The sequence below is a fragment of the Polaribacter litoreus genome (genome assembly GCF_054584775.1).
Genome location: NZ_JBTLRD010000009.1, coordinates 57,377 through 81,914 on the forward strand (window position 1 = coordinate 57,377; position 24,538 = coordinate 81,914).

25 protein-coding genes are annotated in these 24,538 nt (G+C 30.5%); 5 read left to right on the forward strand and 20 right to left on the reverse strand.

Translation table 11 applies throughout. The features are described from left to right. Positions 1 to 84: 84 nt before the first annotated feature. The 5 genes from ACW9UN_RS09495 to ACW9UN_RS09515 all read right to left on the reverse strand — a co-directional run bounded on the left by ACW9UN_RS09495 (position 85) and on the right by ACW9UN_RS09515 (position 3,328). Positions 85 to 498, reverse strand: a complete 414-nt coding sequence (locus ACW9UN_RS09495) for a hypothetical protein (protein WP_459486031.1) — start codon at positions 496 to 498, stop codon at positions 85 to 87. After that, positions 479 to 691 carry an alpha-L-fucosidase gene (locus ACW9UN_RS09500; protein ID WP_459486032.1) on the reverse strand — a complete coding sequence of 71 codons (213 nt, stop codon included), beginning with the start codon at positions 689 to 691 and terminating at the stop codon, positions 479 to 481. Before ACW9UN_RS09500 ends, ACW9UN_RS09495 begins: the two co-directional genes overlap by 20 nt. 104 nt (positions 692 to 795) lie before the next feature. Continuing rightward, positions 796 to 2,364: a ThuA domain-containing protein gene (locus ACW9UN_RS09505; RefSeq protein ID WP_459486033.1), complete on the reverse strand. Its 1,569-nt coding sequence runs from the start codon at positions 2,362 to 2,364 to the stop codon at positions 796 to 798. A gap of 11 nt (positions 2,365 to 2,375) precedes the next feature. Next, the gene (locus ACW9UN_RS09510; RefSeq protein WP_459486115.1) at positions 2,376 to 3,002 is read right to left on the reverse strand and encodes a glycoside hydrolase family 3 C-terminal domain-containing protein; all 627 of its coding nucleotides are present in this window, start codon (positions 3,000 to 3,002) and stop codon (positions 2,376 to 2,378) included. After that, positions 2,996 to 3,328 carry a glycoside hydrolase family 3 N-terminal domain-containing protein gene (locus ACW9UN_RS09515; protein WP_459486034.1) on the reverse strand — a complete coding sequence of 111 codons (333 nt, stop codon included), beginning with the start codon at positions 3,326 to 3,328 and terminating at the stop codon, positions 2,996 to 2,998. The genes ACW9UN_RS09510 and ACW9UN_RS09515 overlap by 7 nt, the downstream gene beginning before the upstream one ends. Positions 3,329 to 3,896: 568 nt before the next feature. Here ACW9UN_RS09515 and ACW9UN_RS09520 point away from each other — a divergent pair. From ACW9UN_RS09520 to lacZ, 3 genes are all read left to right on the forward strand, one after another. Next, positions 3,897 to 5,063, forward strand: a complete 1,167-nt coding sequence (locus tag ACW9UN_RS09520; protein ID WP_459486035.1) for a carboxypeptidase-like regulatory domain-containing protein — start codon at positions 3,897 to 3,899, stop codon at positions 5,061 to 5,063. Positions 5,064 to 5,136: 73 nt separating this feature from the next. After that, entirely contained in the window at positions 5,137 to 6,234 is a 1,098-nt protein-coding gene (locus tag ACW9UN_RS09525) for a carboxypeptidase-like regulatory domain-containing protein (protein ID WP_459486036.1), read from the forward strand. Between the two features lie 77 nt (positions 6,235 to 6,311). Continuing rightward, the gene (lacZ, locus tag ACW9UN_RS09530; RefSeq protein WP_459486037.1) at positions 6,312 to 9,569 is read left to right on the forward strand and encodes a beta-galactosidase, LacZ type; all 3,258 of its coding nucleotides are present in this window, start codon (positions 6,312 to 6,314) and stop codon (positions 9,567 to 9,569) included. Positions 9,570 to 9,728: 159 nt separating this feature from the next. Here lacZ and ACW9UN_RS09535 read toward each other — a convergent pair whose 3' ends face one another. The 4 genes from ACW9UN_RS09535 to ACW9UN_RS09550 form a co-directional block, all read right to left on the reverse strand. Next, complete coding sequence (locus ACW9UN_RS09535) at positions 9,729 to 10,922, reverse strand: DUF1501 domain-containing protein (RefSeq protein WP_459486038.1); 1,194 nt, start codon at positions 10,920 to 10,922, stop codon at positions 9,729 to 9,731. Positions 10,923 to 10,929: 7 nt separating this feature from the next. Further along, a complete protein-coding gene (locus ACW9UN_RS09540) occupies positions 10,930 to 12,321 on the reverse strand; it encodes a DUF1800 domain-containing protein (protein WP_459486039.1) in 1,392 nt (463 codons plus the stop codon). A 138-nt stretch (positions 12,322 to 12,459) separates the two neighbouring features. Next, a complete protein-coding gene (locus ACW9UN_RS09545; protein ID WP_459486040.1) occupies positions 12,460 to 13,128 on the reverse strand; it encodes a bifunctional 4-hydroxy-2-oxoglutarate aldolase/2-dehydro-3-deoxy-phosphogluconate aldolase in 669 nt (222 codons plus the stop codon). Positions 13,129 to 13,130: 2 nt separating this feature from the next. Beyond that, the gene (locus tag ACW9UN_RS09550) at positions 13,131 to 14,177 is read right to left on the reverse strand and encodes a PfkB family carbohydrate kinase (RefSeq protein ID WP_459486041.1); all 1,047 of its coding nucleotides are present in this window, start codon (positions 14,175 to 14,177) and stop codon (positions 13,131 to 13,133) included. Positions 14,178 to 14,326: 149 nt separating this feature from the next. Here ACW9UN_RS09550 and ACW9UN_RS09555 point away from each other — a divergent pair, with 149 nt between their 5' ends. After that, on the forward strand, positions 14,327 to 15,355 hold the full coding sequence (locus tag ACW9UN_RS09555; RefSeq protein WP_459486042.1) for a LacI family DNA-binding transcriptional regulator: 1,029 nt from the start codon (positions 14,327 to 14,329) through the stop codon (positions 15,353 to 15,355). 239 nt (positions 15,356 to 15,594) lie between these two features. Here ACW9UN_RS09555 and ACW9UN_RS09560 read toward each other — a convergent pair whose 3' ends face one another. The 10 genes from ACW9UN_RS09560 to pdxA all read right to left on the reverse strand — a co-directional run bounded on the left by ACW9UN_RS09560 (position 15,595) and on the right by pdxA (position 22,656). Then, the gene (locus tag ACW9UN_RS09560; protein ID WP_459486043.1) at positions 15,595 to 16,296 is read right to left on the reverse strand and encodes a LytR/AlgR family response regulator transcription factor; all 702 of its coding nucleotides are present in this window, start codon (positions 16,294 to 16,296) and stop codon (positions 15,595 to 15,597) included. 23 nt (positions 16,297 to 16,319) lie between these two features. After that, complete coding sequence (locus tag ACW9UN_RS09565) at positions 16,320 to 16,631, reverse strand: Hpt domain-containing protein (protein WP_459486044.1); 312 nt, start codon at positions 16,629 to 16,631, stop codon at positions 16,320 to 16,322. Between the two features lie 37 nt (positions 16,632 to 16,668). Further along, positions 16,669 to 17,073 (reverse strand): response regulator, encoded by a 405-nt coding sequence (locus ACW9UN_RS09570; RefSeq protein WP_459486045.1) that lies wholly within the window; start codon positions 17,071 to 17,073, stop codon positions 16,669 to 16,671. Positions 17,074 to 17,189: 116 nt separating this feature from the next. Further along, positions 17,190 to 17,639, reverse strand: coding sequence for an Lrp/AsnC ligand binding domain-containing protein (locus tag ACW9UN_RS09575; protein WP_459486046.1), 450 nt, complete (start codon positions 17,637 to 17,639; stop codon positions 17,190 to 17,192). 89 nt (positions 17,640 to 17,728) lie between these two features. After that, positions 17,729 to 19,069, reverse strand: coding sequence for an acetyl-CoA carboxylase biotin carboxylase subunit (accC, locus tag ACW9UN_RS09580; RefSeq protein WP_459486047.1), 1,341 nt, complete (start codon positions 19,067 to 19,069; stop codon positions 17,729 to 17,731). Positions 19,070 to 19,151: 82 nt separating this feature from the next. Next, positions 19,152 to 19,625 carry an acetyl-CoA carboxylase biotin carboxyl carrier protein gene (gene accB / locus ACW9UN_RS09585; RefSeq protein WP_459486048.1) on the reverse strand — a complete coding sequence of 158 codons (474 nt, stop codon included), beginning with the start codon at positions 19,623 to 19,625 and terminating at the stop codon, positions 19,152 to 19,154. A 27-nt stretch (positions 19,626 to 19,652) separates the two neighbouring features. Beyond that, positions 19,653 to 20,648: a beta-ketoacyl-ACP synthase III gene (locus ACW9UN_RS09590; protein ID WP_459486049.1), complete on the reverse strand. Its 996-nt coding sequence runs from the start codon at positions 20,646 to 20,648 to the stop codon at positions 19,653 to 19,655. 157 nt (positions 20,649 to 20,805) lie between these two features. Beyond that, positions 20,806 to 21,000, reverse strand: a complete 195-nt coding sequence (gene rpmF, locus ACW9UN_RS09595) for a 50S ribosomal protein L32 (RefSeq protein WP_068361688.1) — start codon at positions 20,998 to 21,000, stop codon at positions 20,806 to 20,808. A 1-nt stretch (position 21,001) separates the two neighbouring features. After that, positions 21,002 to 21,538, reverse strand: a complete 537-nt coding sequence (locus ACW9UN_RS09600; protein ID WP_459486050.1) for a YceD family protein — start codon at positions 21,536 to 21,538, stop codon at positions 21,002 to 21,004. Between the two features lie 83 nt (positions 21,539 to 21,621). After that, on the reverse strand, positions 21,622 to 22,656 hold the full coding sequence (pdxA, locus tag ACW9UN_RS09605) for a 4-hydroxythreonine-4-phosphate dehydrogenase PdxA (protein ID WP_459486051.1): 1,035 nt from the start codon (positions 22,654 to 22,656) through the stop codon (positions 21,622 to 21,624). A gap of 57 nt (positions 22,657 to 22,713) precedes the next feature. Between pdxA and ACW9UN_RS09610 the strand changes: the two genes are divergently transcribed. Continuing rightward, a complete protein-coding gene (locus ACW9UN_RS09610; RefSeq protein WP_459486052.1) occupies positions 22,714 to 23,298 on the forward strand; it encodes a riboflavin synthase in 585 nt (194 codons plus the stop codon). A gap of 83 nt (positions 23,299 to 23,381) precedes the next feature. Here ACW9UN_RS09610 and ACW9UN_RS09615 read toward each other — a convergent pair whose 3' ends face one another. After that, the gene (locus ACW9UN_RS09615; protein ID WP_459486053.1) at positions 23,382 to 24,524 is read right to left on the reverse strand and encodes a DNA polymerase III subunit; all 1,143 of its coding nucleotides are present in this window, start codon (positions 24,522 to 24,524) and stop codon (positions 23,382 to 23,384) included. Between the last annotated feature and the right edge of the window lie 14 nt (positions 24,525 to 24,538).

Below are 24,538 nucleotides of genomic sequence, written 5' to 3' on the forward strand. Positions count from 1 at the left end.
AAAACAAATAACTAATAATTTACAACAAAGTAATTACACAAATAGGTTAATCAATAAAACAAATGTTCTTTTAGCAAAAGATTTTTACTGTGTTTTATCTTTACTTTTTAATAATTCTTGCTCCCAATAAGCAACAATTTGCTCATCTGTAGCATTTTCTGGTAAACCTTTCTTTTTTAATCCTTTTAAATAATATGCATAAGAACCGTTTTTTGCTTTTTGAATAGCTTCTAAAGATTCTGGTTTTCTATCTTTTTCAATTTCTCTTAAGTGCGATGATAAAGTTGTAAAAAGCGTATTTTTTATAGTTTGATAAGCTTCCTTATCCGCTAAATTATACAATTCATTTTTATCATTTTGCAAATTGTACAACTCTATTTCTGGGCGTTTTTCTGCCATAAATTGATTGTATGGATATTTCAATTCACCTTTTTTATGCAATACTTTATATAACGAAAAAGCTGGGTATTGTAACTTTTTATAAGATGACAATTGCATGTAAGGCAAATGTGGCATTATAAATACCAAATTTTGCATCTAAAAACCATTCAGGTGTTTCGTGTTGTTTTAAAGACTCCCAATCTGCAGTGTATTTTGGGGTAGATTTTACGGTTTCTTTTTTACTGGTTTTGCAAGATGTTACCAAGCAAGAAACTATAATTATTAATAGTATTTTTTTTATGAAATTCATATTTAAATTGTTTAGTTTGTAACTAAAATTATTCTAAAAATCAGCAGTTTATGATGACTTTTATCATAAAGAAAAAGATGAAATAGTTATTATTTACGATGCAATTACAGATTTTTAAATTCTGATGGAAATTTAGAAATAGGCCTGATTTTTATGTTTTTATAATACACTTCTGCTGCTTTAGATTGTATTTGAATTTTTCCTTTGTCTATGGCTATTGTTCTATCACCAATATTATATTTTGCATTTTTAACTCGGTTTACAACATGACCATTTACTAAGTGAATACTTTCATTCCCTAAACAATAAATTTCTAAAGTATTCCATTCTCCATTTGGTTTTTCGTGTAAAGTAGATTTACTAGCTTGTCCTGCTTTAAAATTTTTACCCCATTTTAAAGGAGTTAGCTCACCTTTTGGATGGTACACAAAATATTTTTTACCATTTTCTCGCGTTTTTTCATCAACAGGAGTATCACCATAAACATTACCTAAAGCAATAAAATCGCCACAATCACCTTCTTGTACTTGGTATTCTAAACTGGCCATCCAAACATTCCAAAAAGCACCATGAACACCTTGTGCATGATATAGAATTCCACTATCTCTTTTATCCTTTAAACGAGGAGCCCATTTTTTTTCTCCCCATTTAAATTGTGTCGTAAAATGATAATTTCCATATTCGTTTTTTGTTGTTAATCCACCATAGATTTCACCAGTAATTTTTAAAACATTTTCGCCATTTTCTTTAATTACAGAAAACACTTTTTTAGGATCATTATTTAAACCCATTGGTTTTCCTTTTCTAACATCTTTAGATTTCTCAAAATCAATGTCTACAGTTGGATGAACAGCACCCATCCAAACATCCCATTTAGATAAATTTGTATCTAGTAAATCTTCGCCATTTTCATCAATTTTAACATTGGTTTTATCCATAGACCAAAGAATTCCTTCTTTTAAATGCGTTAAAAAATCTTGATTTTGGTAAGATTTAATAGTGTGACCCATTCCTGTATAAAAAATACGACCACCCTCATAATGATGATACCAAGCAATAGCATGTTTTGTGCCCATTTGTTTACCAGAATAAGAACTTTCATCCAATTCTAAAAGTACATTTACATGTTTAGCAACCGGTTTTTTAAAGTTATACCATTCATCAAAATGCTCAAAAGTATCATCATAATGAGCAATTGCTGGATGATTATTTTCTTTGTGAACAATAAGCTTAGCTTTTTGTTGCTTTGGATGCGATTGAAATTGAGCGCCAATCATTTCTGAATAAAAAGGCCATTTAAATTCTGTATCACTTGCAGCGTGAATTCCCACAAAACCTCCACCTTTATTAATATATTCTTCGAAGGCTTTTTCTTGTTCAGTGTTTAAAATATTACCAGTAGTATTTAAAAAAATGATGCTTTTATACTTTTTTAAATTCTGATAATTAAATTGTAAACTATCTTCTGTAGCTTCTACTAAAAAATCATTTTCTACACCTAATTTTTTAATGGCTGCTATTCCAGAAGGTATAGATTTATGTCTCCAGCCATTTGTTTTAGAGAAAATTAAAACCTTATTTTTTTCTTTTTTTACAACTTTAATTTCTTGATTTGCCTTACAACTTGTTATAATTATAGAAACTGCTAAAACAGCAAATAGTATTTTTTTCATATGATTGATTTTTAAAAGTTGATGGTTGTTTTAATGGCTTTTGAACTCCCTAAATCTTCACTTCTTTTTGATGGTAATGCTCCATTTACATAAAGTTGATAAGTTCCTTTTCGAATCACTTTATTCCCATTTTCATTAAATTGATGAAAGCTATCTTTTGATAAATTAAAAGTGATTTCTTTAGATTCACCAGCTTTTAAAAATACTCTTTTGAAAGCTTTTAAATCGTAAATTGGATCTTTTTTACCTGCTAATGGAGAGCTAATGTACAGTTGTACAACTTCTTCAGCATCAGTTTCACCTGTATTTTGTAAGGTAACTGTGGTTTTATAATCATCATTTATTTGTAAATCTTTGTATTCGAAATTTGTGTAGGTTAAGCCAAATCCGAAAGGAAATAAAGGCTCTTCTTTCATATATTTATAAGTTCTGCCTTTCATATTATAATCTTCATAAGCAGGCAATTGATCTACAGATTTTGGAAAAGTAATTGGTAATTTTCCTGAAGGAGAAACATCACCAAAAATTACATCAGCAACAGCTGTACCACCTTCTTCACCTGGATACCAAACAAATAAAACTGCATCTACCAAATCGTATAATTCAGGAATTGCTATTGGGCTACCACCTGTTAGCACCAAAACAATCGGTTTTTTGGTTTTGCTTCATCAGAAATTGCAGTTCCTACTTTAAGAATTAAATCCGGATCAAAAGTAGCACCTAAACCAATGGCTTGGGGAAAAACTGTGGCTCTTCCATTTCTTGCAACTCCGTGCAAAGCTTCATTCCACCAATTGTATTCAGGAATTCCTAAACGTTCTATTGGAGGGCAAACATCTAACATTTGAGAAATTTTTCCTTCTAATGTCATTGTTGCAATAAGTTTATTTACTCTTTCATCAATAGAAAAAGAAGTATCATTCCAAGCAAATTTTGGTTTTTTAACCTGAGTTTCTTTACTCATTATTTCTTTCTTTTTACAGCTAAAGATTAAAAGTAAAAAGCATACTACTATCCATTTTACATTTCGTAAACGTTGTTTTTTCATATAAAGTTGATTTTCTTTATAAATATCCTACTTTATTTTTGTAAGTTGTAATACATATGTTTTAATTATGATCATTTTTGTTACACTTCATTTTTTATCAAAATAAAAATCAAAAAAATCAATACTTCTATCGTTTACTACTAAAGCGTTCATTCGTATTACTAAAGAGAACATTTGTTTTATAGATATTTTTTTAAAAAAAATACATTTACAATTCTGTATTGAACTGAATAAATGATAAGATTAAAGGTTTAAAACTTCAGCGACTGTAGATGTATAGCTATTTATTTACTCTTTTATTCATAAAAAAAAGATTTGACTATAGATGGATATACTTTATAAAACATCATAATCATTTTTAGTACAATTAAACCGACCAAGAACACGAAAAATTATAGTGCATAAAACTATAAACTAGGCTCACAATTGTGCAATTCTTGCCAAATAATACTATAGCTTTATAAAACAAAACTTCTTTTTAACTATGAAACAATTAAACTTTTTACTTTTTATTTTGATACTTGTGGGTACAATTTCTAATGGAGCTTATGCGCAAGGAAAAACAAAAATAGAAGGTATAGTTTTAGATGAATTTAATAACCCTATACCATTTGCTGCAATAAGTATTATAGACAAAAACAAAGGAACTTCTACCACAGAAGATGGCGAATTTTCTTTAATCTTAAATAACACCACATTAGATGGTTCTTTTTCGGTTACCTCATTAGGTTTTGTTGCTGTTACAATTAAAATTAAAGACTACCTAAACCAAAAAGAAAAAAAGATAATTCTTAAAGAAGAGGTAGTAGAAATGGACGAGATCGTTATACTACCACCAAAGCAATACGTACTAACTGCAATTAAAAAGTTAAAAGAAAACACACTAAGTACTCCTCATTGCTTAGAAATGCTTTTTAGAAGAGCTGCAACAGAAGAAAACAAACCCAAATTTTTTGTAGAAAATTATCTAAAAGTAAGAGATCGAGGGCCTGCTTATCCAACAGGTCAGGTTCAGGTACTTCAAGCAAGAAAATCTGCTGATTATAGATTTTGGAAAAGAGAACAATGGAGGCATCCTATAATTGGCATGCACGAAGTTAACCCGCTAAGACCTATTTCATCACAACACAGAAGAAATTTAAAAAAATTTAAGTGGAAAATAGATGGAGAAACCTCTTATGAAGGGGAAGAGGTATTAATACTTAAAGGAACTAACCCCAAGAAAGATTGGGAAACAATTGTACTATATATAGGGATAGAAAGTTATAAAGTTTTTAGGATTGAAAGAGCAAAATCTCTATATATTTATAAAAACCATAAAAACGGTAAATTAGTCTTAAATTATTATAAAAATGAATGGAGCTTTCCGAAATGGAATATTCCAAAAGAACTTCATGGTACGGCCGCAGAAACTTTAAAATACCAATTAGAAGCTTTTGTTTATGATGTAGAAACGGATAAGAAAAAAATAAGAGTAAGAAGTTTTGGAGCTGACCAAGATATGGGGAATTTAAAATTACCTTATAACGCTGAATTTTGGAAAAATTTAAGTATGCCACCTGATACTAAATTTTATAAAAAAATTAAAAAAGGCTTAGAAAATAATTTTGGTGTGCCTTTAGAAACTCAATATAATATTATTAATAAATAAATTTTAAAATATGAAACATTTTGGTTTAGTTTTTCTTTTTAGCTTTCTTTTTTTAGGGCTTATACCTCAAAAAATGTTAGCACAACAAAAAATAAAAATTGAAGGTATTGTTGTAGATGAGTTTGATAATCCAGTACCTTTTGCAGCCATTAGTGTTTTAAAGAAGAATAAAGGAACATCAAGTACAGAAGATGGTGGATTTTCTTTTTTAATAAATTCAACAGATAGGGATGCTATATTGTCTTTTACATCTTTAGGGTTTACTCCTTTTACAATTACTGTAAAAGATTATTTGGCTAAAACAGTAAAAAAGGTAGTACTTAAAGAAACAGTAATGGAAATGGATGAAATTAAAATTCTAGCTCCAAAACATTATGCTATAACTGCACTTAAAAAACTTAAAGATAATACCATAAGTAAACCTCACCAGATTGAGTTATTGTACAGAAGAGCAGCCACTGAGGCCGGAAAATCTAAATTTTTTGTAGAAAATTATATTAGAATTCGAGACAGAGGAGCTGCATATCCTTTAGGTATTGTGCAAGTTTTACAGGCTAGAAAATCTGCAGATTACAGAATTTGGAAAAGAAAACAATGGACACATGACATCAATTGGATGGCTACTGCAAACCCTTTAAGACCTACAGATAGAAAACCGAATCTTAAAAAATTTAAATGGAAAATTGTAGATGAAAGCTCTTACGAAGGAGAAGAAGTACTAGTTTTAGAAGGAGTTGGAAAAGATAAATGGAATAAGGTAAAGCTTTATATTGGTGTAAATACGTATGCTATTTATAGAATAGAACGAAATAAAGCACTATTTGTTTACAAAAAACATGAAAATGGAAAACTTTATTTAAGCTATTATTCTAACGAATGGAGCATTGGTAGAAAACAAATTCCTCAACAATACTGGGGTACTGACGCAGAAAAGATGAGTTACAGACTAGAAGCTTTTGTATACAATGTAGAAACCGATAAAAAGAAAATAGATGTTAGAGCATTTGGTGGACAAACAGACATGGGTTCTTTAGATTTAGCTTATGACACTAAATTTTGGCAGAATTTAAGTATGCCTCCAGATACCAAATTCTTTAAACAAATTAAAAAAGAGCTAGAAAGTAATTTTGGTGTGCCTCTAGAAAAGCAATATAATTTAGTCAACAATTAATTTTAACCAATTTATTAAAAAATATGTTTACCTATTTAGTTCCATCAAACGTTACACTATTTTTAACATTAAACCATATGAATCTTAGAACCATTTTATTCTTTTGTTTACTAGTTACTCAAATTTCTGCACAACAAAGAAATGATTGGGAAAATCCGCAAGTAAATCAAATTAACAAATTACCAGCAAGAGCCACTTTTTACACTTTTGAAAATAGTGAACAAGCTATTTTGGGTGATAGAGAACAATCTAAATACTATAAAACATTAAATGGAGATTGGAAGTTTAAATATGTAGCAAAACCCGCTGATGCTTCTAACGATTTTCAAAAAACAAGTTTTAACAGCACTAAATGGGATATCATTGATGTGCCTTCTAATTGGGAAATGAGAGGTTATGGAACACCAATTTATACAAATTCTACTTATCCTTTTTACAACGATTTTCCTAATATAAATCATCACGATAATCCTGTTGGGCATTATATTAAAACATTTACTTTAAACGAATCTTGGAATAATAGAGATGTTATTTTACACTTTGGTGGGGTTTCTTCGGCTTATTACGTTTGGGTTAATGGAAAATTTGTAGGATATAGTGAAGATACCAGATTACCATCAGAATTTGATATTACAAAATTGGTGAAAACAGGTGAAAACAAAATTGCTGTTAAAGTATATAGATGGGCAGATGGTAGTTATTTAGAAGCACAAGATCATTGGAGGTTAAGTGGTATTGAACGCGAAGTTTACCTACAATCTGTACCTAAAGTTAGGCTTGCAGATTTTAATGTAAGAACAGATTTAGATGATGACTACAAAGATGCCGTCTTAAAAATCAGACCAAAAATAGAAATCAATTTGCCAAAAAAATACAAAGCTCCTATTGGTAAATTTGGTAATACAGATTTAAAATCTGTAGTTGATAATTGGACCTTAACCTCAACATTAATTGATGCTGATGGAAATAAAATTGGTAATGAAACGATAACGCAGTTCAGTAAAATTATTGGCGAATTTTATCCTCAAAGAGATAATGTTCCTTTTGGGTTGATTCAACAAAAAGTTCAGAATCCCAAAAAATGGTCTGCTGATGTACCTTATCTATACACCTTACTCTTGGAAGTAAAAAATGCCAAAGGAGAATCCATTCAACATACTAGTACAAAAGTCGGATTTAGAGAGGTAAAAATTGATGATAGAGGGCGTTTTTTGGTAAACGGAAACCCTGTAAAAATGATTGGTGTTAACAGACACGACCATCATCAAACAGAAGGTAAAGCGCTATCAAGAGCAGATCTAGAACAAGATGTAAAACTATTGAAGCAATTTAATTTTAATGCTGTTAGAACATCTCATTACCCAAATGACCCTTATTTCTATGATTTATGTGATAAATACGGTTTGTATGTGATGGATGAAGCCAACTTAGAAACTCATGGAGTTCGTGGAAAATTAGCAAATGTACCCAACTGGGCTAACGCGTATTTAGAAAGAGCCATTAGAATGGTTGAGCGCGATAAAAACCACCCAAGTATTGTAATGTGGAGTTTGGGTAACGAATCTGGAATGGGTCCAAATCATGCTGCAATGGCTGCTTGGATTAAAGAATACGACCCAACAAGATACATTCACTACGAAGGTGCACAAGGCGTACCCACAAATAAACTTTACAAACAAAACTATTTTAATAAAGGTATAGGAAATCCTACAGACCCAAAATGGGTAGATATGTTAAGTAGAATGTATGCCACTCCTAGCGAATTGCAGTCTTTAATTAACAACACAAATAATTTTGACCAAAGACCTGTTGTACTATGTGAATATGCACATTCTATGGGAAATTCTACAGGAAACATGAAACAATATTGGGATGTTATTTATAAAAATGATAGAGCACTTGGAGGCTATATTTGGGATTGGATTGACCAAGGACTACTTACCAAAGACAAAAACGGAAACGAGTTTTTAGCCTATGGTGGTGATTTTGGTGATAAGCCTAATGATGGTAGTTTTTGCATTAATGGTATAATTGCATCAAACAGAACTCCAAAACCTGCCACTTATGAGTGTAAAAAAGTAAATCAACCTGTGGTGATTTCTGCTATAGATGCAAAAAATGGACTGTTTAAAATTGTAAACAGACATCATGCTTTAGATTTATCAAGGTACAATTTATCTTTTGAAATGATACAAAACGGAGTTTCTATTACGAAAGGAAATATCAATTCGTTATCAACCAAACCTTTCCAATCAGAACAATTTAAGGTAGATTTTAAATCTCCTAAATTGGTTGCAGGTGCTGAATATTTTATCAATATAAAAGGTACTTTAAAAGAAAAAACATTATGGGCACCTGCTGACTATTTGGTTTTTGAAGAACAGTTTAGGTTAGATTATAAAATAGCAGCAGTAAAAAACATGTCTAGTAATTCTAAATTAATAGTAACTGAAAATAGTAATATTATAAAAGTTACGAATCGTAAAATTACTTTACAAGTTGATAAAAAAACGGGTTATATTACTTCTTATAATTCTAAAGGAATTGAGGTGCTATCATCACCTTTAAAATTAAATTTTTGGAGAGCAGAAACAGAAAATGATGAAGCATACAGAAAAGCTAAAAAATTACAAAAAGAACTAAATTGGATAAAAGCCGAAGAACGTTTCAAAGCATCAAAGGTACATATTGTTACCAACGAACAAGGGAAAATAGTAATTGCTGTTGATGGTAGTATTGCTAACCCAAAAACTACAATAAGTCTTAAATATACAGTTTTAGGAAATGGAAGTGTTAAAGTAAATTATCACTCAATTATTGATGCATCAGCTCCTAATCCTCCAAGAATTGGCATGCAATTTGACATCGCCAATTCTTACAAAAACCTAACTTATTATGGTAGAGGACCTCAACCAAATTATGCTGACAGAAATTTTGGAGCGCATGTAGGTTTGTATTCTGGAAATGCATTTACAATAAGTTATATGTACGTGTATCCAGAAGAGTATGGCAACCATACAGATACAAGGTGGTTTAAATTGCAAGATAATCAATCTAAAGGTATTTTGGTAAAAGGGGAAGATAACATTAGTTTTAGTGTGTTACCTTATAGTATTTATAATTTGCAAAACGCAAAACATACCAATGAATTGATTGAAAGAGATGTGTTGAGTGTTCAGGTAGATTTGATACAACAAGGTGTTGGAGGCGATGATACGTGGTCTAAAAGTGCTGCCCCACACAATAAATATTTAATTAAACCTGGTGCATATGCTTACTCATTTTACTTGGTTCCATTTACATCAAAAATAAAACCTGAAAGAGTTCGGTTTTAATAGATTAATAATGCATTTAAAGTGATTAGCAAGTAAGTATAGTTTACCTACAAGGTTTTATACCTTGTAGGTTTTTTGTGTTTATCTGCCTAAAGAATACCACAAGGTAAAAAAAAAGACCTTTCAGGATATAAAATCTGAACTATTGTATTGAGAAATTTATATAAAATTTAGCTTACTAAAAGATTTATTTAGAATATTTGCATCATCAACCTGTAACCATTTGTCTAAAATTGTGGCATATACAGCTCTAAAATCTACTGTATGAATTAAGTCACCATTTTGGTCTAGGTTTGTCAAATTTGGTGCATCATTATAAAAACCTTTTTTGCTTAAATTTTCACCAATTAAAAAGATATTATTTGCAGCTCCATGATCTGTACCTCCTGCAGCATTTTGTTGCACCCGTCTACCAAATTCAGAAAACGTAAGAATTAAAGTGTCTTTAAACGTATCGTTTTGTTTTAAATCCTCAATAAAAACCTCAATAGACTCGCTATACGTTTTTAATAAACGGCTTTGTTTATTCGCTTGGTTTGCGTGGGTATCAAAACCTCCCATAGAAACATAATATACTTTAGTTTCTAAGTTAGAATTAATAAATTCTGCTGTAGTTTTTAGTTGACCACTAAATGGATTTTTAGGATAAGTAAAGTTACTCTTATAGGTTTTAGAGGTTTCATAAATATACTTTGCAGACGAGTTGGCTTCAATCATTGTTTTATACAAATACCCCAAATTATGCTCGCTTAAATGCTCATCGGTTTGATGTTTTAGCACTTTACTAAAAAAAGGTGTTCGAGTATTATTAAATAATATTTTTGGGTTTTTAGTTGCAATTCCATTCATATTTTCCCCCTTCATTATTAGTGATAAACTATCATCTAACTCAATGGCATTGTATGGGTTTTTGCCATATTTCTCTAAATATCTACCTATCCATCCAGAGGTTAATGTTTCATGTGCATCACTTGCTGTATGCCAAATATCTGTAGATCTAAAATGAGATCTATTTGGATTTGGATATCCAACGTTATTTATAATTGATAAGTAACCTTGATCGTATAAATTTTTTAGAGGTGCTAAATTTTGATGAAAACCTAAATCATCAGTAATTTTTAAGATCTGATTTTTAGGAATAGAAAGTTTGGGTCTGTTCTTATAATAGATATCGTTTGTATACGGAATTACAGTATTTAAACCGTCATTACCACCAGATAATTGAATGATTACCAATTTTTTATGTTGAAAATCATCTTTTGAAACTTGCTCAAAAGCCTTAACGAAATTTGGTACAAAAAACAAGCTACTCGCTAATGTACTCTGTTTTAAAAAGTTTCTTCTTTTCATCATAATAAAATTAACAAAGTTGATATTCTGGTATAGACATAAGTTGCACACAAAAGTTTCTGTTTGACTTTACTTCTAAATTTTGTAAGTAACTGTTTGTGTCTTTATCTAAAGGAGGTACAATTAGCAATTTACTTAATTCTTTTGCACTTACTTGTCCATACTGTTTTTCAAAAGCATTCCAATCTTTAGTGGTTTTTATAAACTTATTCCACTTTTTGGTGTTTTTATAATACTTATCAAATGAATCTTCAAAGTTTCCTTTTTCTTCTAAGTTGATAATCGCATTATTTAAAACCAAGGATGGCAATTTCATTCTAAACATTAAAGTGTTAGAATCTATCCAGCTTTTACCACCTTTCCAACCAGCAACATTTTCTGGATATAACAAAACTTGCCCCATCATTTTTTGGAGATAGTTTAATTGTTGTGGTTTATTAAATGTTACAGGAATTATTTTATTTAAGCCAACCAATAATTCTATTGGAGATTTTATTTTTACCCCTATATTTTCATCAGCATAAAACCATTTTGAGGCAAAAATATATTGCATTACATTACCAATATTATAATCTTTATAAAATATGTTGGTAATTTCTTCTAATCGTTTTTTATTGATTGTAGGGTTAATAAAATACTTGTAAATCTTAGTACAGATAAATCTAGCACATTGCTTTTGCTCTAAAATAATATCAATAATATCATCACCATTAAAGTTGCCTGTTTTACCAAAAAAAGTTTTTTCAGCATAATCGTGCTGTCTTTTTTTTAAGAAGAAATCGCCATTTTTTTTAAAAGACCAACCTGTAAAAGCTCTTGCAGATTCTTTAATATCTTGTTCTGAATAATTACCAACTCCTAGAGTAAAAAGTTCCATCAATTCTCTGGCAAAATTTTCGTTAGGTTTGGCTTTAACATTTTGGTTATTATTTAAATATTTACTCATAGAAGGCTCTTTGGCTACAGCCTTTACAAATTCTCTAAAATTTCCTAAAGCATGTTTTCTTAAGGTGTTGTTGTATTGCTGAATAAAAAAGATATTATTATCTCTACAAACAAAAACATTGGCCCAAAAAAGCGTCATTTTTTCTCTAAGCATTGCATTTGGAGATTGTAATCTATCAACCCAAGCATGATTTAAAGCCCTTACTTTTTTCTGTAGTTTATTTCTAAGTTTTTGCAACTCAAATTCGGTAAACTCTTTTTTTAATTCTTTGTAAGATTTATTTTTATATTGAAGCAGTTCTCCAAGCTCTAGCTCTAAAGGAGTGTACTTTTTTGAATCTTTAAACAAAATAGAAATATTTTCTTTTTTTGTTTTTTTCTCTAATTTCTTTAATTCAGAAATATGAATTCCAAAACTGGCCCTCCAATATAAATGTTGAATATGTTTCTGCTTCATAATAGCTTGGTTTACATTGCTTAGACTAAAGTTACGAAAAAAGGTTTAATGTATTTAATTTAAAAAATTAGCTTTATTACATAAAAAAACTCCAGCCTAAGCTGGAGTTTTCCTCGTTTTAAATAATTCAAATTCTAACTAGTTCTTTAAATCCTTTATAATATTTAAAGCATTTCTAGTCATTTCTTCAATTTTATTATAGTCAAAGTTACCATCGGCATCTTTTGCCATTAATTTAGAGCCCATACCTACACAAGTAACTCCTGCAGCAAACCAAGCTGATAAGTTTTCTTTTGTTGGTGCAACTCCACCTGTTGGCATAATAGACGTCCATTGTTGTGGGCCTTTAATACCTTTTACAAATTGTGGTCCGTAAATATCACCAGGGAAAAGTTTTACGATTTCGCATCCTAACTCTTCTGCTCTTGTAATTTCTGTTAATGTACCACAACCAGGAGACCAAAGTACTTTTCTTCTATTACAAACTATTGCAATATCTTCTCTTAATACAGGTGTTACAATAAAGTTTGCTCCTAAAGCCATGTATAAAGATGCCTGTGCAGCATCTGTTACAGAACCTACACCCATTACCATTCCTGGTAATTCTGCAATGGCATATTTTGTTAACTCACCAAAAACTTCGTGAGCAAAATCTCCACGTGCTGTAAATTCTAAAAGTCTTGCTCCACCATCGTAACAAGCTTTTAAAACTTTTTTACTTACTTCTATATCTTTATGAAAAAACAAAGGAACCATTCCTGTGTCTTTCATAATTTGTGCTACTTCTATTCTTGTATATTGTGCCATAATTATCTTGCTACTCTACCAGAAGCATCACCTCCCATTAATTTTTCTACTTCTGCAACTGTTGCTAAGTTAGCATCACCTTTAATAGTGTGTTTTAAACAAGATGCAGCTACTGCAAAGTCTAATGCATTTTGATCATCTTCTGGGTATTTTAATAATCCGTAGATTAAACCTCCCATAAATGAATCTCCACCACCAACTCTATCTACGATATCTGTAATTTGGTATTGACGTGTTTGGTATAAAGTTGTTCCATCATATAAAACACCAGCCCAAGTATTGTGAGATGCAGAAATTGAACCTCTTAAAGTAGTAATTACTTTTTTAGCTCTTGGGAATTTTTTCATCATTTGCTCACAAACTGATAAAAATGCTTCTGCTTTTACGTTATGCCCTTCTGTTTGTACAGAAATTCCTTCTGGTTTAATACCAAAGTGCATTTCAGCATCTTCTTCGTTACCTAAAACAATATCACAGTAAGACGTTAATTCTGTCATTATTTTTTCTCTATGAGCTGCGTCACAGAATTTCCAAAGTTTAGCTCTATAATTTAAGTCTGTAGAAATTGTAATTCCTTTAGCGCTTGCAACTTTAACAGCTTCTAAACAAACATCTGCTGCACCTTGTGAAATTGCAGGTGTAATACCTGTCCAATGAAACCATTCTACACCTTCAAAAACAGCATTCCAGTCTATCATACCAGATTCTATTTCTGCAATAGCAGAGTGCGCTCTGTCATAAACTACTTTAGAGCCTCTAGATACAGCACCTGTTTCTAAGAAATAGATTCCTAATCTGTCTCCACCCCAAACAATTTTATCAACATTTACACCACGTTTTCTCATTTCCATCATTGCACACTCACCAATATCATTCTTAGGTAAACGCGTTACAAAGTCTACATCTACTCCGTAATTTGCTAATGAAACTGCTACGTTAGATTCTCCTCCACCATAAATAGCGTCGAAATTATTTGCTTGTGAAAATCTTAAAAATCCTTGTGGAGCTAATCTTAACATGATTTCTCCAAATGTTACTACTTTACCCATTTCTTAGTATTAAATAAATTATAAATCTTTTTGGTTAAACGTTTAAACAATACTTAAAAATAAAATCAAAACACATATATAACTATTAGTTTTGATTGTACCAAATAAACTGTATCTTTGTTTAAACGATTAAGCAAATATATAAAATTTTGGTAAAAAAAAACAAAACTACCATAAAAGATATTGCAAATGTGTTAAATATCTCTGCTGCTGCTGTTTCTAAAGCCTTACATAACGACCCTAGAATTAGCGAAAAAACTAAAAAAGCGGTAAGGCAAGTTGCCAAAAATTTAAATTATCAGCCTAACCATTTGGCAAGTGCTTTGCGAAGTGGTCGGAGTAATTTAGTGGGTGTTATTGTGCCAAAAACGAATAGTAATTTTTTTTCTGCAACCATACATAATATAGAAGAAGTATTAAATGAAAAAGGGTATAACATCATTATTACACAATCTAACGAATCTTATGAAAAAGAATGCAAGAATATTGATGCCTTGTTGTACACACAGGTTGATGGTATAATTGCTTCTATGGCTAATGAAACTGTAAACTTAGAGTGTTATGAAAAAATTAAAGCCGCAGGTATTCCATTAATAACCTTTGATCGTGGTGAAAATGATTTGAATGTAGATTATATTGGTATTGATGATTATAATAGCAGCCACATGATTGTAAATCATTTGGTAGAACAAGGTTGCAAACGTATTGCTCATATTGGCGGTTTTAAACGTACTAGAATTTATAACAACAGAATAAGGGGTTATATAGATGCCATTAAAAAGCATAACCTACCTTTAGATGAAGAACTTTTAATAGAAAGTAATTTAACTGTAGAAGATGGCAGACAAAAAATGGAACAACTTTTAGCTTTAGATAATAGACCAGATGCTGTATATGTTGCTGGTGATTATGCTGCTTTGGGTGCTTTACAGGTTATTAATGAAAATGGAATTAAAATTCCTGATGAAATTGCTTTGGTTGGTTTTGGTGATGAGCCTTTTGCCAAAATGGTAACCCCTACTATGACATCTGTAAACCAACATAGCTATAAAATTGGAAAAATTGCAGCCGAAACATTTTTAAACTACGCAAACTCAACAAAAGTAAAACAATCGCTAAATAAAATTATATTGGATGCCGAATTGATTGTTAGGCAATCTTCTTTAAAGAAAAAATAAATATTTTTAATTTATGCTTAGCGTCCAATATTTATAAATGAACAAAATAATATCTGTTGTTTTATTAAACAAAAAAAGAGCTAATTTTAAATTAGCTCTTCTTATTTTTAATTTATAAATCCCCCAACTTATAATTATATCGTAAATATAAAATTAAAGAATGTTTTTAACACTGATTTTCGGTTAGTGGGTTTTTACAGTCGACGAATAACCTTAAAGTTTCGACGAGTAACTATAAGTTATAATAGATTTAACATTTTCATCAACTCGCTTTTATTAGATCTACTTACTGGAATAACATCTTTTTGAATCAAAACAGAATTATCTTCTATATCTATAATCTCAGCAATATTAATAATGTAAGAACGATGTGCTTTAAAAAAAGTTTCTTTAGGTAATTTATCTTCGATTTTTTTTAAAGTAGAATGTACTATATAATTTTTTTCTTGCGTTTTAATATTGATATAATCTCCTTTAGCTTCAACTAAATAAATGTCTGATATATTTACTTTTACTAATCTCCTATCAACATTAACATAAATAAATTCAGAGGTCTTTTTTTCTGGTACTCTTTTTTCTTCAACAAGAGTTGATAAGGATTCTAATTTAGATAACGATTTGTTAAACCGTTCTTTAGTTATAGGTTTTACCAAATAATCTACCACACTTTTATACTCAAAAGCTTCTAGTGCTAAATTTTTATCACTAGTAGTTAAAATAATTTTAGGTGGGTTTTTTAAGGTTTCTATAAAATCGAAACCTGAAAAAGTAGGCATGTGAATGTCTAAATACACCAAATCTACATTAGTTGTATTTAAATATTTAATAGCTTCTATTGCTGATGAAAATTCATTAACAACATTAATTTGTTCTGATTTAGCACAAAGTTTTTTTGTAATTAACCTTGAAGTTGCATCATCATCTATAATTATACAATTCATACCCTTACAAAGAAGATTCTTATTCAGTATAAATATACGTGAATTTTATCTAAAACTTCAAGAAATTTTTTGTGCAATTTTGTATTTCCTTGTTTTAGGTCTGTTTCGAGCTCTGTTGCCAATTTTACACCTTCTTGTAAACCTAATAAACTAATTTTATGTTTTAATTTATGAACAATACTTACAGATTCAGTAAAATCTTTACCATTAAAACTGTTTTTATAGGCTTCTACTTCTTTTGCAAATTCTGATTTTAAAATATCTAAAATACTATTTTCAAAATCTAAATCATTTTCTGCAATTTCTTTAATTACTGATAAATTAGGCTGTTCCATAAAAAGGTTTTTTAATGTATTTGCTGCCAGTTTATTGTTAAGCCAAATTGGCTTTACCCCAATATTCTAATAATGATGTTACTTTGCTTAAATACTCTTTGTATTTTAATGGTTTCGAAAAATAACCCGAAATTCCTAATTTATAGCATTTTTCTAAATCTTTGATATCTTCTGATGTTGACATAATTACTACAGGAATCATTTTTGATTCTTGGTAAGTATTTAATAGCTCTAGAAATTCAAATCCATCCATTCTTGGCATATTAATATCCGAAATTATCAAATCAAAAGTAAAATTTTCTTTTTGTAAAATATCTAATGCAATTGCACCATTTGAGGCTAAACAAATAGCATTGTGTACATTAAGTTCTTTACACACCTTAAGAAATTTTAACCTTTCAATTTTATCATCATCTACAAAAAGTATGGATAGCGATTTCATTTAATGAGTTTATTATTGGTACAAAAATCTCATAAAAAATCGAATTAAAATATTTAATTTGATAATTCGCTTGTAGCGACCCTTAAATTGCAATATACCATAGACAACTGGTAATTTTAAATACTTATTTGCCTGTCTATTTGCTGATCTAAAGATATAAAGGTTTCTGTTCTAGAAACTCCTTTAATATTTTGTATATTTTTATTTAAAAGGTGCATTAAATCTTCATTATTTTTACACATTATTTTAATAAATATTGCGTAGTTTCCTGTGGTATAATGACTTTCTACTACTTCTGGTATATCTTGTAATCTTTTTATTGCAGAAGAATATAAGCTTGCTGAATCTAAAAAAATACCAACAAAGGCTGTAGTTGTATACCCCAAAGATTTTGGGTTAATAACCATTTTATAACCATCAATTAATTTTGATTTTTCTAATTTACGTAAGCGCTGATGAATTGCTGCGCCAGATATACCTACTTCTCTAGCAATACTTAATACTGGTGTTCTGGCATCTTTAACCAACCTTTTTATGATAATTTTATCAATTCCGTCTATTTTCATATTTACCCTATTTTGGTATAAAGATAAAAAAATAGAGAATACGAAACTGTATTCTCTATTTTAATATTAATTTAAAACTAAAAAATGCTTTATGCTTTCATTTCAAAATCTTCCATAAACTTGGTGGTATAATTACCTGCTATATAATCTGGGTGATCCATTAACTGCCTATGAAATGGTATTGTAGTTTTAATTCCTTCAATAACAAATTCATCTAAAGCTCTTTTCATTTTATTAATGGCTTCTTCTCTAGTTTGCGCTGTTACAATTAACTTTGCAATCATAGAATCATAATTTGGTGGAATCATATAACCTGCATACACATGTGTATCCATTCTAACTCCATGACCTCCAGGTGCATGAAATGTAGTTACTTTTCCAGGAGCGGGTCTAAAATTGTTATAAGGATCTTCTGCATTAATTCTACATTCTATAGAATGCAAATTTGGATAGTAATTTTTCCCAGAAATTGGCACACCTGCTGCTACTAAAATTTGTTCTCGAATTAAATCATAATTCACAACTTCTTCTGTAATTGGGTGCTCTACTTGAATTCTGGTATTCATTTCCATAAAGTAGAAATTTCTGTGTTTATCTACCAGAAATTCTACAGTTCCTGCACCTTCATATTTTATGTATTCTGCAGCTTTAACAGCAGCATTACCCATATTTTCTCTTAATTCGTCTGTCATAAAAGGAGAAGGTGTTTCTTCTGTTAACTTTTGATGACGCCTTTGTACAGAACAATCTCTTTCTGATAAATGACATGCTTTACCATAAGAATCTCCTACAATTTGAATTTCGATATGTCTTGGCTCTTCAATAAGCTTTTCCATATACATATCGTCGTTACCAAAGGCAGCTTTAGATTCTTGTCTTGCAGAATCCCAAGCATCTTTTAAATCTTCTGGTTTCCATACAGCACGCATTCCTTTACCTCCACCACCAGCAGAAGCTTTTAACATTACTGGATAACCAACTTCTACAGCTAATTTTTTACATTCTTCAAAATCTTTAATAACTCCTTCAGAACCTGGTACACAAGGCACACCAGCAGCTTTCATAGTTGCTTTTGCGTTAGCTTTATCACCCATTTGGTCTATCATTCTTCCAGAAGCACCTATAAATTTAATATTATGCTCATCACATAAATTAGAGAATTTGGCATTTTCTGATAAAAATCCATAACCAGGATGAATGGCATCTGCATTAGTAATTTCTGCAGCTGCTATAATGTTGGGCATTTTTAAATAAGATTCGCTACTTGGAGCAGGACCAATACAAACTGCTTCGTCTGCAAAGCGCACATGCAAGCTTTCTTCGTCTGCTTTAGAGTAAACAGCAACTGTTTTTATACCCATTTCTTTACATGTTCTAATAACACGTAAAGCAATTTCGCCTCTATTGGCTATCAATATTTTTTTAAACATAGTATAAGAGTTTTAGGTTATGAGTTTTGAGTTTTGAGTTAGAAAATCTACTATCTAAACCCTAAAATATAAACTCTTTCTATTATGATGGATCTACCAAAAATAATGGTTGATCAAATTCTACTGGAGAAGAATCATCTACTAAAACTTTAACAATTTTTCCAGAAACTTCAGATTCAATTTCATTAAATAATTTCATTGCTTCAATAACACAAACAGTATCACCTGCATTTATAGTTGACCCAACTTCTACAAAACTAGGTTTATCTGGTGATGGTTTTCTGTAAAATGTACCAATTATTGGAGACTTTACTTCAACTAATTTAGAGTTATCAACTTCATTAGATTTTGCTGCTGGTGCAGATGCAACTGGTGTGTTTGGTACTGGTGTTGGTTGAGGAGCAGCTTGTACTGGAGCAGCTTGTACAATAGTAGTTTCTGTTTTTCCTGAACCTGTTCTAATGGTAATTTTAACATCTTCCATTTCTAACTTTACCTCGCTAGCGCCAGATTTTGCTACAAATTTTATAAGATTTTGAATTTCTTTAATATCCATACCTATGATTGTTTAGTTAATTTATTATTATGAATTGTAAGCCCATTTTAAGTAAATAGCTCCCCAAGTGAAACCACCACCAAATGCAGCAAAAATTAAATTATCTCCTTTTTTTAATTCACTTTCGTAATCTGCCAATAAAAGTGGTAACGTTGCTGAAGTTGTATTTCCATATTTATGGATATTCATCATTACTTTTTCTGAACCAACACCCACTCTATTTGCTGTTGCTTCTATAATTCTTTTATTTGCTTGATGAGCAACCAACCACTGAATATCTTTTTCTGTTAGGTTGTTTCTAGTTAACATTTTTCCGGCAACATCAGCCATATTTGAAACTGCATATTTAAACACGGTTCTACCTTCTTGATATACAAAATGTTTTTTAGCTTTTACAGTTTCAAGGGTTGTGGGCATTATAGAACCCCCAGCTTCAATGCGCAAAAAGTCTCTTCCAATTCCATCGCTCCTTAAATACTCATCTTGCAAACCTAAACCTTCTTCATTAGGTTCAAATAATGCAGCACCTGCACCATCACCAAAAATAATACAAGTTGCTCTATCTTTATAATCTATGATTGATGACATTTTATCAGCACCTATCAACAGAATTTTTTTGTATCTACCAGATTCTATATAGCTGGCAGCCGTAGACATTCCGTATAAAAAACTGGAACAAGCAGCTTGTAAATCGTAAGCAAATGAATTTTTAGCTCCAATTTCTGAAGCTACATAAGCAGCAGTAGATGCAACCATTAAGTCTGGTGTTGCAGTTGCCACGATAATCATGTCTATATCTTCTGCTTTGGTTGTTGATTTTTCAAGTAATTCTTCAGCAGCTTTAATAGCCATATATGAAGTGCCTAAACCTTCGCCTTTGAGAATTCTTCTTTCTTTTATTCCTGTTCTTGTAGTTATCCACTCATCATTGGTATCTACATAAGTTTCTAACTCTTTATTTGTTAGAATGTAATCTGGAACATATTTTCCTACTGCTGTAATTGCTGCAGAGATTTTTGTCATAATTAAAGTTTAAATTCTAAAGTTTAGAATGGTCAAAAGTAATGAAAATTATTTCACTTTTTTAAGAGAACAACCTCAAAAAGAGTTCTTTTTAACTAAAAAACGAAAAAAAACCCTCAAAATTTGAGAGTTTTCGTAATTTTTAAAAAGCTAGTTTTTAAGCTTCTGCTGCTGCAGATTCTAAAACAACTTGACCTCTGTAATATAATTTACCTTCGTGCCAGTGAGCTCTGTGGTATAAGTGTGCCTCACCAGTTGTTGGATCTGTTGCAATTTGTTGAGCAGATGCTTTATAATGTGTTCTCCTTTTATCTCTTCTAGTTTTAGATATTTTTCTTTTAGGATGTGCCATTTTATGTCTTTTTTTCTGTTATTAAATTCTTTAATTTATCCCATCTTGGGTCTGTAGTTTCTACAGTTTTTTCTTCTTTTATTTCTAGTTCTTTTAATTTCTCTAAGGTTTCAGACTCCATTGTGCCATCTAATACTTTTGGATGCACTCTTTTATTAGGAACTGCTAAAACAATCATTTCGTAAATAAATTGAGCCACGTTAAATTCGTAAGCTTCGTGAGGTAAAATTAAAATCTCCTCATTATCATCATTATATTCTGGCCCAAACTTTACAACTAAAGGTAATTCTGAATCTATTTCTTGATCATATAACTCATTTGTTACATCACAAGGAACTTTTACAGTACCTTCTGTTATAAAATTAAGCTCGAATAACGTGCTTTTTTTTACAAAATTTAAAGAAACTTTAATTGACGAACTTGTAAATTCATCGTAATTAAAAGCTTCAAAGAACTTGTTATCAATTGAATAATCAAAATGGTGTTTTCCTTCTTTTAATCCTACAAACTGTATGTTGAATTGCTTTAAGTCTTTCATTGTCAAACATCAATTGAGCGTGCAAAGATACAAAAAAATGTATTTCTGCCATATTTTTATAAAAAAAAGATTAATTTTTAACTTTATCTTACTACCAAAGGTTTTTCTGTTAGCTTTTTGTACTCTTCTCTACTTTTAAAAACCTGTATTGCAGTAAATAATGCTTCTTTAAATGAAGATGGGTTTGCTAAGTTTTTACCAGCTATGTCATAACCTGTTCCATGATCTGGAGAAGTTCTTACATGGCTTAAACCTGCTGTAAAATTAACCCCTTTACCAAAAGACAGTGCTTTAAAAGGCGCTAAACCTTGATCGTGATACGTAGCTAAAACTCCATCAAACTGTTTATAGGTTTCAGAACCAAAAAATCCATCTGCAGCATAAGGCCCAAAAACTAACTTACCTGTAGCTGCAATTTCATTTACTGTAGGTTTTATAACCTCATCATCTTCTTTACCAATTACTCCATGGTCTCCACAATGTGGATTTAATCCTAAAACTGCAATTTTTGGTTTGCTAATGCCAAAATCTTGTTTTAAAGATTTATGCATGGTTTCTACCTTACTTTTTATCAACTCTGGTGTAATAGATTCAGCAACTTTAGATATTGGAATATGACCTGTAATTAAACCAATTCGTAATTCATCCGTCATTAAAATCATTAAAGATTTACCTTCTAAATTGGCTTCTAAATATTCTGTATGGCCAGGAAAGTTAAATTCTTCTGATTGAATATTCTCTTTATTAATAGGCGCCGTTAATAAAACATCAATCTTACCTTCTTTTAAATGTTTGGTTGCAGATGCTAAAGATTTAGCAGCATAGCTTCCAGAAATTTTAGTAGCTGTACCTAATTCTATTTTTGTATCTTCTTTCCAAATATTTAACACATTAATTTTTGAATGGTTTACCTGATTAATAGAATTTATTCCTTGCACAGGAACTTCTAATTTTAAAGCTTTTTTATGAAACGAAATAGTTTTTGTAGCTCCAAATAAAACAGGCGTACAGAAATCTAACATTCGCTTATCTTGAAACGTTTTTAAAATTACTTCAATACCAATACCATTTAAATCTCCAATTGAAATTCCTACAATTATTTTATCAGTTTTATCCATAGTAAACCTTGTAATATGCTTATTTTTGTACTACAAAAGTAACCAATTTTTAACGATATGTTTACAGGAATCATAGAAACACTTGGCACAGTAACAAACGTAGTAAAAGAACAAGAAAATGTTCATTTAACTATTCAAAGTACAATTACAAATGAATTAAAAATAGACCAAAGTGTGGCTCATAATGGTGTTTGCTTAACTGTTGTTGCCATTAATAATGATGAATATACTGTAACTGCTATTAAAGAAACGTTAGATAAAACCAATATTGGCAAACTTAAAATTGATGATATTGTAAATCTAGAACGTGGTATGAAATTAGGCGACAGACTTGATGGACATATTGTTCAGGGTCATGTTGATGAAACTGGGATTTGTAAAAAAATAAAAGACGAGCAAGGTAGCACTGTGTATACTTTTGAATACAATTCTGATAAAAATAACGTAACTATAGAAAAAGGTTCTATTACCATAAATGGCGTAAGTTTAACTGTGGTAAACTCAACCAAAAACGGATTTTCAGTGGCTATAATTCCTTATACTTGGGAAAACACCACTTTTAAAACATTACAAGTTGGTGATTCTGTTAATTTAGAGTTTGATGTAATTGGTAAATATGTAGCGCGTTTAACGAATTTGTAACGTCATTGCAAGTTTACGAAGCAATCTCTAACTTACTTGAAGCAGATTAATTCATTTGTTCCTGCTTCGAATGACAAAAAAACCTAAACTTTTGCCTCTTTTTTATGCAGAAAACGTGTTAATTTCATAGATAGGTCTAACAAAATAATTTTTGCATTTCCATTTCTTTCTATGTGATACATCGCTTCACTAATTTCTTTTTCTATTTCTAAGATATTTCCAGAATGCACAAAAGGAGCAAATTTAGACAATTGAAAACCCGTTTTAGATTCCATAAAAACCAAATGATTTGACTTATAATTGAGTAAAAGAGCTTGTCTAAAAAATTGTAAACAATATTCTAAAAAGCGTTTTTGGGTTTCTCTACCCGATTTTGCAATAGCTTCAGACCAACCAATTAATTGTTGTACAACAGCTGCATTTCCTTTGGCTTTAAACGCAGTTCTAATCCAAGTTACAAACCATTCTTCAAAAACCAAATCAGAAGAATCGTTATGCAAAAGGTGCAAAGCTTTATTAAAATTACCTTCTGCTTGGTGGGCAATATTTGCTGCTTTATTATCTTCTACTTGATGATTAACCACCAAAGCATTTGCAATATCTTGCTCAGACAAAGCAGGAAAATGTAAAGCTTGGCATCGCGATTTAATGGTGTTTATAATCTGTTCTTCGTTTTCGGTTATCAACAAAAAAACAGTTTTTTCTGGTGGCTCTTCTATCAGTTTTAATAATTTATTGGCAGCAGCAATGTTCATTTTTTCTGCCATCCAAATAATCATCACCTTAAAACCACCTTCGTAACTTTTCAGTTTTAGTTTTTTTACAACATCTTCAGCTTCATCAACACCAATTAAACCTTGCTTATTTTCTACTCCAATATGTTGCAACCAATTGAACAAACTTCCATAAGGTTGCGTATCTATAAAATTACGCCAATCTTCTAAAAACAAATTACTAACTGGGTGTTTTTTAACAGAATCGTTTGTAGTTACAGGAAAGGCAAAATGCAAATCTGGATGTTGTAATTTGTTGCATTTTAAATTACAAGCATCAACATTATCAGAAAAATTACACAATAAAAACTGTGCGTAAGCAATTGCCATTGGCAAAGTACCACAACCTTCTTTACCCACAAATAATTGTGCATGAGGCACTCTTCCGTTTATCGCAGAAGTTTGCAGGTGTTTTTTAATATGATCTTGACCTATAATTTGGTTAAAAAGCATAGGCAAATATAAAA